1 protein-coding gene is annotated in these 11,903 nt (G+C 43.8%); it reads right to left on the bottom strand.

What is annotated here, in order from left to right:
* Window positions 1–851 precede the first annotated feature (851 nt).
* Entirely contained in the window at window positions 852–11,447 is a 10,596-nt protein-coding gene (gene rtxA / locus AM629_RS19430) for an MARTX multifunctional-autoprocessing repeats-in-toxin holotoxin RtxA (RefSeq protein WP_054481224.1), read from the bottom strand.
* Between the last annotated feature and the right edge of the window lie 456 nt (window positions 11,448–11,903).

The raw sequence follows: 11,903 nt of genomic DNA, 5'->3' as shown, positions 1-11,903 counted from the left end.
GGTTAAGATAGCAGCAAAAACAGGGGGTTATATTTTAAGACAAAAAACAGGCCAATGTTATTATCCTGTTACAAAATATATAAAAACACATTAATATTAATCATTTAATAACCAATGTTAATAATTTCAAATTAATTTTACTTTTTTGTTTAATTGTGTGACGCAGATCACAAAAACAGATCTCATTTCAGACAAAAGTCACTTGCAAAAAGAGGATTTTTGTTATTGCACGAACAGGTAAAAACCATTCCCTCTGTCTGACAATGCTGAGGCGATATCATGGCAATTACGTTACTCTGATAGCTGAAACGTTTTGTGCTGTACGTTCTTCTGTTGAACGGCAATGACTGGAAATTTATATCCTCCGCTTTACCCTTCTCAGGGAAACAAGTAAATAGTGAAAATGTAGCGGCATTATGAAAAGTTATTTGCTCAGTCCCAATAATTAATAACTACCGGAGAAAGGTATATACCCATCATCTTTCAAATTGCCTCTTTGTTGGCTGCACTCACTCACCCCAGTCACCTAAATAAGATTCTAAAATAGCGCTACATCTTATACCACTTATAACTCCATATATAACAATGGGTTGAAGAAGGCCATGTGTAGCGGAATTATGAAAAGCTATTTAGTTATCTATGCTCCTGGGGATGCGCTCCCTTGCCGTCGCGATGCATCTTGAAATCTATTGGGTATAAACATCATAAATTTAATATTAAAATATAAGTAAATTAATAAAAACATTCACAAATAAAACTCAGAAATAGTTTCCCGAATAAAAACTCAAAAAAATGGCCCACATTTCTGTGAGCCATTTTTATTTTTATGACAGCTAATTACAGTGAATTAATTAAGCAAATTTTCCCTTACCAAGGGTTACATCGGTCCATGCCGTGGTAACAGCCATTCTCGCCTTGCTGTCCAGACTCTCAATAAAACCATTGTCACCCGCTGTCGGAGAAAAACTACTCATTGCCTGAATCAATGAATCAACGGCATTGTCAGAAAGTGCGGTAAATTCTCTCTCACCTGATTTGTCTTTATCCCCCATCTGCCTCACCAATTTGGCTCGATGACCATTAAAGTAATCATCAAAGGTGACTGATCCCACTGATTCAAAGAGTTCCTGAGCGGTGTTGTCCTGAGTATGACGGTTCACTGACAGTACCAAATCATATCCGCTGCGTTGGAACCAGAGGTCTTTCCAGTCAACACCGTTAAACAAGATCATATCTTCTGCGTTGATATCGTTAACCCGGTTATCAATCACTTTTCCGCTGACTACAAAGCTATCTACATCTGTTCCACCCTGGAAGCGGTTCTGATAACCGCCCAGCACTAACAAATCCTGACCATCACCGCCGTTAAATTGGCTGAACTTCGAAATCGCAGCGGCTATCAGGTGATCATCACCGTCCCCGCCATTAATCACCGCATGGTAACCCATCAGCTTAATCGTATCATTGCCGGAATGACCGTCGATCCGGTTGTCATTACCAAACACTCTGGCAAAGTCATTGCCTTCACCTAAATCAACCCGGTTGTTATTGCCGATGGTCACCGTATAGTCCTGACCGGCTCCGGTATCCACCCGATTGTAGTTACCGGAAGTGACGACGTAATCCCGCCCGTTACCCGCATCAATAAGACCACCTTCACCAAAGACAAAAGCTTGATCATTACCTTCGCCCATAAAGACATGGTTAATACGTCCAGCTACCACGGCGGTATCATCACCATTGCCGCCAAACATCCAGTTTTCACGCCCCATCAGAACGCCCATATCATTACCTTCACCACCAGCAAAAATATTGGATGTGCCTAGTGAGTAGTAAACATCATCACCGCGACCACCCCAGAAGTTGTTGTTATCACCCAGATAGGCACCGAGATCTTTACCATCACCACCCCAGTTGAAGTTGTAATTTCCCAACGACACATTAATATCGCCATCTCCTTGCAGATGACCACTGTTACGCAGGAAATCAAAGGTTTTTTGCTTCATATTGAGCAGATCTGCGGTTAGATTCTCTTTCAAATTGGTCACTAATGATTGCATCTCTGCTTGTTTATCTTTGCTAAACATCGTTGCAAACAGGTTAGGTAAATTCAGCGAATTAAAACCAAATGCACGTTCTGCTTTGCTATTAGCCTGAGCGTTATCTCCGTTGATGCTAACCACAGCGCCTTGTTCCTGATTTTCATCAGACGCTTTCGCTTTCAAACCATGACTTTCCGCAAATGTTCTAACCCCATCTTCTCCCGCATTGATGCCAGCTTCCAAACTATCCAGCAATTTCTCTGGATTGGTGAAGGCTTCCAGTTGATCACCGCCAAATTCCCTTATCACTTCCAGCATTTCTTTCAGAATAGCCTCACCATCAACAGGCTTGCCTGTGCGAGAAACAATATGTCCATCTGCGGTGTAGTCCACACCAAAGATATCCGCTAAGGTAGTTTCTTCATTCACACTAGCTAATCGGCCAAGCAGCTTATTCTGAAGCTGACGCGGTAAGTCCTGCGGGTTGTAGGTAAAGGTTGTTTTCGCCATGCCCGTTGCTGAGTATTGCTGAGTCATCAGACCAAACAGTGAACCCAAATTGGTATCCAAAATTGACTGGATATTGTCACCGAACGTAAAGTTCCAGTTACCCGTCGTAACCTGAATATCAGCGCCACGCCCGCCAACAGCAAAATTGAATGCCAGCTCCTGATTAGCCTGACGGAATTTATCTGCCCGGCTCATTTTGCCTGCATTGACACTATTGTCATTTTCGCCTAACCACTGATTAAGTTTCTTATTCAATGCTGATTCAGCATCATATTTTAAACCACGGCTACTACGCTCATGCTGAGAATCCAAATTAAGCAACGTTTTGTAATCCACGTTGCTGGTTTGGTCTAAACCAGACATATCACGCACAAATTTCTTCGCACCGGCGATTGTCCATTGCTGATCTTGGGCCGCTAACCAATCCTGTCCTTCATCGGAACGGGCAATACCTTTCAACACGTCAGCAATACGGGCAGCACCATCAAATGGATTAACCAACGGTGGCGTTGGGATGGATTTATCCATCATCACAATCAGGTCATTGCTACGACCTTGGTTGAAGCTGACATTACGGTTACCAATAAACATCTGCGCCCCTTCAAGCGCCTGATAGCCGCCAATATCAAAGCTATGTTTGCTATCACCATGACCAATGTGAACCATCACATTGTTGTCACCGAAAGCCAGTGATTTAAAACCACCGGTTCCCACTTTAACGCCTACGTTCGATGTTCCCCAATTAAGCGCTGTAAACTCTCCGTCACCGACATTCACCTGGATATTACCGGAGTAACTGAGCTGATTCTGCGAGTCATTATCGCTGGTGTTAACCTGGTTACGCTTCTGTGGCTCAATGAAAACTTCTCTGTTGTCGGCAATCGCCCCTTGTATAACCGAATCAGCCTCTGTATACCCGACTTTAGCGAAATTGATATCACTTTCAGCAATACCACGACGAACCTGTTCTGTATGAGCTATCAGTTTATTCTCTGTATCCCAGCTCAATACCATCTTGTTATCAGGCAAATTGTTAACCCATTGGTTATTTTCGTCACGGGTAAATTTACGGCCTGTTGCGTCAACCGCTACTTCGCTACTACGGGCTGAAATATCACTGCGAATACCTTGTTTATCCAACTCAGTCATAAAGCGACGAGCAAAGCCATCCCGCTTATCATCACTAATCAGTGAACAACCCACCAGACTGATGTGATCGGGTTTGCTGATGGCCTGTTCTCCCAGCTTAGCATCCTGATAAAACTGCTTTAGTTTTGTCGCCAATTCATCAGCGCTATAACCACTCAGACGAATATTATTCTGCTCTGACGTATCACGGCCATGACCGACAACCTGCCAGCGTAATTTGTTGGATAATTTGGACAGCTCGCCATAAACAACACGATATTTACCGTTAGCGTCGAGTTGAATAACTACGCTGGAATCCGGGTGTTTACCCGCCAGATTAGCGGCTGCTTTGGCAGCTATCGGGTCATCTTCCATTTGAAGAATGATCTGCCCCTCAAAACGAGTTTCACGACCATCAGTCTGTGGCACTACATCCACCGTTTGCCAGCCATCAACGGACTTATTCAGATGACTATCGTCGATAATCGTCGGCTCTACCCCTCTATTTTTGCCAGCTAACCCATCTAAATCTTCCAGCGCAGGACGGTTTTGTGGTTTTACCACCGCATACTTCTGATAAAACTCCTGAGTTTCTTTAAAAGCGTTATCCAGCGCCTGATTTACCCACGCCTTGCCATTTTCCCCGGCAATCTCTGCCAGATCCTGATAATTGGCGGTATAGCTGTTTAGTACTTGCTTACGCTCCTCACCGGTTGTCTGTAATGCTTTGTAAACCGCCAGACTTTCGTTGACAGAGTGACCACCATCAAATACCAAAAACGCCAAGGTATTGAGATAGCTTTGCCCGGTTGGGAAGTCAGGCTGCTTACTAGCAATATAGTTATTGAGGTGAACCATGATATTGGTCGAGCCAGACGCGCCTGTCACCACAGACTGGCCTTGCGCTAATGCATTACGCTCAAATGTAGTTTCGCGTCCAGGGGTCAAAATCCGACCTGCTGCGACCTTTCTGCCATACAAAAAGTCGTCATGTTTATTATTTGCAGGTTGGTAGGGCAACGCCGTGCCATAATCATTGGTCTGTTTTTCCGTGATTTTTACTTTGTACTTCACATCCGCCCCTCTAGTCAGTTCAGTACTGGTTGAACGGGCTTTGGTGATCACATCCTGATAGAAAATATCCCCTTTTCTCTTCCAGTCAGCACTATCCATCCCCATTCCCGGGGTGGTCGCCATTTTTACCGCCAGAAACGGCAGCTTAATCACAGAGAAACCATCATCAACCTTAGTCATCATGGTCTTGAAATTAGCAAAAGTGGGTTCGTCCAGGAATGTTGTTACCTCAGATACCCGGCTGAACCAAGGGCGAAAATCCTTATCAATAGACTTGGCAAAAGCTTGCATCTTGCTGGCAATTTTTTGGTCACGTTCAGCACCTTCGGGATAAAAACCACTTATCCACTGTTCAAAATCCTGTACCAGGAAGTGACCGGTTCGTTCAGCGGTATTTTTCACCTCCGGTGATGCCGTTTTCACCAGTTCATAGGCCAGTTCAGAATCAAAATGACGGCCAAACAAGTTATCAATATATTGTCCGGTGGCCTTCTTTTGGTTGGCATCGGCCAACAGCTGTTGAGCCAGCGTGTGCAATTCAGGATGCGTTTTCAACTGGGTAACAGCATCCTCAAATAATTCTTTGGTTTTTGCATTTGTTACTTTCCCAGTAAGCCAAAGTTCTCTGGCGCGTTCAATCAAAGGCTTACCTTCTGGGATAGCTTCTTGTTGTAATCGGCTGACCAAAACGATAAGGCTTTCGCTTTCGGTCTTAGGTGCATCCCGCTCCGCAGTGGAGTTAATCTGGGTTAATGGCTTAATTTGCAAATCAATGAGATGATTAATTTCGCTTTGCGCAATATCGCCTTTCAGGCCCACCACGCGGCCAAGCCCATCGAACGATATTTGCTGTTCAAACTGCGCAACCTGCTCAGGTGCCACAGCGATTCCTAAAATCCCGGCTGACTCAGCTCTCTGGGCCTGAATGTGAGCAACCAGCTCACCCATCTCAAAACGTAAGCTTTTCACCAGCTTACTACGCTGAGCGAATTCTTTGGGGTCACTCTGCTGCCAATGGGCTAACGCGTTCTCAAGCTGCAATACATGCTGTTCATCGGGCTGTTCGACGGTACTGTTAAAAGCTTCACGCACGGCCACCAGCGCCTTACCAGGCAGATCGGTATTTATCGGACCAAGACGTCTTTTAGTAGAATCAATAAACCGTTTGTTTCCCTTACTCAGTAAGACAAGTTCCAATTCTTTAAGTACAGAAGAACGAGATTGATGGTTATTTCCCCCTAATCCTTGCAGATCAATACCTGAAATCGTCGGTGCTTTTCTGGTTAACTCTCTGGGTTGATTTAAAGTTGGTTCCACCGTGCCATCGGATGATGTTTCGGTAAACATTGAAATGATCGAAGCACCGGTATTTCCTGAACGAATACCCTTGTTGAGCTGTAACCGATTAACCGCTTGCTGTGCATCATTCAAGGCAGCCAAATCTTCTGCTGTTAATGTTAAATCTTCACTAATCCAGCCGTCAGGTTCAGTTTTTGATTTAGGATCAATATGACTTTTCGATTTCTCCACTTCAATCGATGTATAAGCTTCTCCAGACAAACCGCTACCCGTTGCCCCGGTACGCTCTGGTTTAGCATCATCAGCCTGTTTCGCGTCTTTTGCACTCTTCTGCGCTTGAGCCGCTTTATTTTCCGCCGCTGTACTGTCACTTTCACCACGCTGTTTCGCCTTTTCATACGCGATATTAGCGTCACTCACAGCGTTCTCTGCTCGTTGTTTCTGTAATAATGCTTCTTCTTTTCTCTGCTCTGCTTTTTCCCCAGCGTCTGCAATATCTTTGTCTACATTATCTATATTCTCAAGGCTTTTACCTAAACCTGCCTCTGATTTCTCAGTTGCTGTTTTTACTATTTCTCGTTTATTAATAAAATGCTGCTGTGCCTCAGCTAATTTTTTCTGTGCAGTAAGTTTGGCATCATTTAATTTATTCTGGGTGTTATCCAGATATCCAACAGCAAACCGATTACGCCACTCATCACCGGATTTGCCATCATAATTTTCATATTTATTAAGCGTATCCATGCCTTGAGCCATAAGCACCTGTTCTTTTTCAACTATCTTGGACTCTGCACTTATTGCATCACGCTGTACTTGCCCATTCTTATTCAACGCATCTTGATTGGTTGATTCTAGTTGGGATTGTGATTTTGAAATTGTTTTAAGCTGTTTATCTTTCTCTTGTTCCAGGAGCTGACGACTCACCTCAGCTTCTTCTTTATTGCTTAACGCATTTTGCGCGGCTTTATCCTGCTTCGCATGTCTGATAACCGCATCAGCTTGTGGTGATGCCTTATCCTGAGCTGAATTAACATTATCGCCAACCTGCAAGGCATGCTGGATAACCTCGGTATCAGGCGTCTCCACCGGAGTTATTGTGCCATTCAAGTTGTTCGCCAGATCCGAACTAATTTCATCAATTTTATCCATCTGGAAACCATCAATGGCAGAAACTTCGGTTAAATTAATCGCCCCTCTACCTTTATTGATTCCAGAAGTATTCGCCTCATTACCCTGGATCAGATAATTAATCGCATGGCTCCCCCCCACATTTAGCACAGTTTGTTTAATATTCTTAAACAGAGAAGAGAGATGACTGCTTTGTGTGTTGCTCTCGGCAATAGCAAGACTGTAGAAATCGCCATTACCAACCTTAATCGCCACATTATTGCGTGCATAGGAAGCATTGATCCCCAGACCATCACCAATATGAATATTGGCATTACCTTTGCCTTTCATAATCGCAACATTAAGACCATTGCCGACTTTAGTATTGACGTTATATTCACCCCATACTGCATTAACTGAAACGCCGTTACCCACCTTGGTATTCACATTCAGGTTGCCATGCGTCGCAGTCACGCTTAAACCATTCCCCACCGTGGTGGTAATATTGGCTTTACTCTTTGCCGCAGTAACCTGCATACCGTCACCGACTTTAGTCACGATATTGCCTTTACTCCACAAAGCATTAAAACTATCGCCGTTACCGACTTGAGTCACAACGTTGGCATCAGCTTCGGCAAGCACCACATTATTCCCGTCGCCTACCTTAGTAATGACATTAGCTTTGCCCCAGGCTCCCGTGTAATCATCACCGTTACCAATATGGGTGATAATGTTGGCATCACCCTGAACGACTGTGACTTCTCGCATCCCTCCCAATTTGGTAATGATATTCGCTTTACCTTTAGCGAAATTGTAACGGTCGCCATCACCAACATGAGTCAGGACATTAGCTTCACCCCAGACAGCGTTAACTCCTGTACCTTCCCCCACTTTAGTAATGATATTGGCTTTACCTGTAGCGAAACCAACGGTTGTGCCATCACCAACGTGTGTCATGATATTACCCACATCGGAAATAAGCAGGCCGACCGTTGTACCATTACCTACTTTCGTCAGAATATTGCCTTTACCTAATAGCACGGCAGCCGTCGTTGATGATCCCAGATGAGTAACAACATTAGCCTCAGCCGCTGCCACAACCCCCATAAAACCCTTACCCACTTTGGTGACAATATTCGCTTCACCCAGTGCCAACACCCCGGTTAAACCGTCGCCATAATGGGTCATGATATTAGCTTCACCAAACATTGCCGCCAGCGTTGTACCATCACCCACTCTGGTCATCACGTTCAACTCACCGGCAAACAAGCCAATACTGGTCCCGCCACCATCATGGGTATAGATATTGGCATTCCCCACCATCAAGCCGACCGTCAAATCATTACCCACTTTCGTCAGGATATTGGCTTCCCCGATCATAGCGGCAAATGTTTGACCATTACCGACATGGGTCATCACATTGGCTTCGCCTATCATTGCTGCCAGGGTCGTACCATTACCTACTTTGGTTGCAACATTACCCTCCGCCAGCATCAGGGCAACACTCATCCCATCCCCAACGTGGGTAAACACATTGCCGTCGGCTATCATCAGTGCCAGTGCCTTACCATCCCCTACTTTGGTAAAGATATTACCCAAACCTCCCATCAACGCCCATGCATCACCCTGACCAACATGGGTAAAGATATTGCCAGCACCAATCATAGCCGCAATTGCAGTTCCCTCTCCCACTTTAGTAAAGATGTTACCTGCTGCTCCCATGACCCCCAGCGTCTGACCGTCACCGACATGAGTCAGCACATTACCCATTCCAAGCATAATGCCTGTAGTGTCACCATTGCCTACTTTGGTTAGGATATTGGCTGCCCCCAACATCACCCCCGTCGTACCCCCATCACCAATGTGAGTCAGAACGTTTGCGCCACCGCCCATCACCGCAACAGCATCACCTCTTCCTTTTTTGGTGAGGATATTGGCGCCACCCAACGCAATGGCCGTGGTGTCTGATATTTCATTATCACTACTGATATGCGTGATAATGTTGGCCCCGCCTAACATGCCGGAAACCAGATTACCTCCGCCAAGCTTGGTTAACACATTAACGCCGCCCAAAAGTACTGAGGAAACATTCCCTTTACCTTTTTGGGTCATGACATTAAAGCCACCGGCACCTAACCAATTCGCGCTGCCATTACCTACATTACCTATTTGAGTATGGGTGTTATATCCTCCCAGCAGGGTGACCCGACTATCACCGTTACCTTTGTGGATAGAAATATTACCAATCGCCAGAAGGTGCGCCAGATACTGCCCATCACCGACACGCACCAGAACGTTTGCCGCACTGCCAGCGTAAACATCCATGTTTCCATACTGATTCTGGTGAACAAGGACATTTGCCAGACCTGCGCCACGAAAAGTCAAATTACCCTGTTCACCACTTTTCACAATGACGTTGGCGGCACCGGCGCCTTCAAAATGCGTATTACCGAATCTCGAACTATGAAGAATGACATTAGCAATCCCATCACCTTCAAAATTAACATTGCCGAATATCACACTGGATTTAATAACGTTTCCGCCACCCATACCGCTAAAATTAACATCACCGGAGCTATCACCGATGTCCGAAGATGACTTCACCAATTCCTGATGACGATATTCTTCAATATGTTCTAAATGCTCAGAGACGCGGCGTACAGTATCGACTTGATATTTAAGGTTAGTGAGTGAATATCCCCCCGCCTCCATCGAGCGATAATCATTGTCGAGGGAAAAATCTTCATTGACCAAATCACCGGTATGGTCGCCTGCTTTGTACCAAGCACTGGCATAATATTTCAGCTCTCCGGTTTTAGGATCATTGGTCAACTCCACCTTGACCACTTTGGTATATGACTCGACATATTTGGCATAGACATAAGTATTTGGCTGACGATTCGATTTCACCGCCGAAACATCCAATACCAAACCATCAGAATGGATTGAACGCCCATGCATTTTTGCATCAATCAATATGACATCTTCTGCTTTAGCGGTGGTTCCGCTGGCATAAGTCACCCACTGATTTTCCTGCAAATCTTCTTCAACAATATGCTGAACAGTAACGGGTTGATGATGTTCAAAGATTAAATTGAAAAGACGGTAATCACTATCATTGCTTATCTCATCAAATCCATTCTCTAAAGAGATATTTTCCGTAGCAAGATTTTTGAGTTGATTACCATTTTTACGCCATGAAGTGGCGTAATAACTAAGTTTACGGGTTTCAGGATCATTTCTAAGCTGAACTTTGCTGAACTTAGTCTCTTTTTCGTCAGCAAACGCAAAGAGATAAGTATTAGGCTCAGTCGTTGATTTAATGCCTATCACTTGCTGGCGTTTCTGAACGCCCATCTTCGCCGTTGTTAAGACAATTTCTTCAACTTGAGTATATTCCAAAGCTTTATCATACGAATAGCTATCTTCACCTATTCTTGATATTTCATTGTAACCACCAGAACCGGCGAAATTGATATTACCATGAGCTATATCAGAATAAATTTTGTTATAAGCGCCTGCACCTTCAAATTCGATATTACCGCGAGTCTGTTCATATTTATCTTTACTTTCTCGCAAGCGTTCAATGCGGTTTGATGCCCCAGCACCATGCAAGATAATATTGCCTTCTCTCCCTTTACGAATAATGTGGTTATCAATTCCTACACCTGTGAAATCAATATTACCGCTTTCAACCCGCGAGCTGATGCTATTTGCTGCCCCTCCACCATTAAATATCACATCTCCGTGGCTGTCCTCATAGCGGTCATACCAAGTACGATCAATTTTATTACCTGCTCCTGCGGCATCAAAGTTTAAATTACCCTGATTAGTTTCGTGCCATAACTCGTTATAACCGCCGACACCTTTAAACGTCACATCACCGGATTGTCCTTTACGGCTTAGGCCGTTATAAGCAGCAGCCCCGGAGAAATTCAGGTTACCGCGGCTTCCGCGGTGATCCATAGAAACACCACCCGCCGCACCAGAAAATGAAATATTGCCATTACCGTTTTTATCAATACTTGCGTAACCTGCGGCACCATGTACATTCAGATTACCGTCAATATTCACTATTTTTAAATATCCGGCACCACCATCTACCGTCTTATCGCCAGAACTGGCATAAATTGTCGCCCCTAGCGACCCCACAGTAATATGATCATTTCCTCCTTTGGCATAAATCTCCCCTCCCACTCCAATGGCAACAATATTATTCCCATCATCATCATCGTAATATTTCCCAGTGAAGAAATATTCTGTACTACGGTTTGATGATTTCCCCATAAACAATCCCTTAATTTATTTGAGGTTAAATAGAAACATTAATCCCATAGACATAATAAGTTTATATATCTAAAGATACGGTTAAACAAATAAACAAGATAAAATAATATAGAGCAAAAACTCAAAATCAACATTTACACATAAGAAAGTCTATTTACCCCCCATATATTGCCCCATATCCCCACATTGATGCTAAAAATGCAAATTAAGATAATAAAAACAAAATTAAACCATAATGCAAATTTTCATATAACCAAATGTTTATATTGATATTTACAGTAAATAAAATAACAGATCATCCCCAAAAATATTATCTAACAATAATAGTCTAATTTTTTTATAAAAATAAAATAAATAAAAATCATTAAAACACCATATTAACAAAGAAAATACAAAAATATATCATATACCCTTCATCCTTCAAGTTGCTGCTTTGTTGGCTGCGTTCACTTACCC

The organism is Photorhabdus heterorhabditis, from assembly GCF_001280945.1.
Lineage (GTDB): Bacteria > Pseudomonadota > Gammaproteobacteria > Enterobacterales > Enterobacteriaceae > Photorhabdus > Photorhabdus heterorhabditis.
This window is presented reverse-complemented; position numbering and strand designations above follow the sequence as displayed.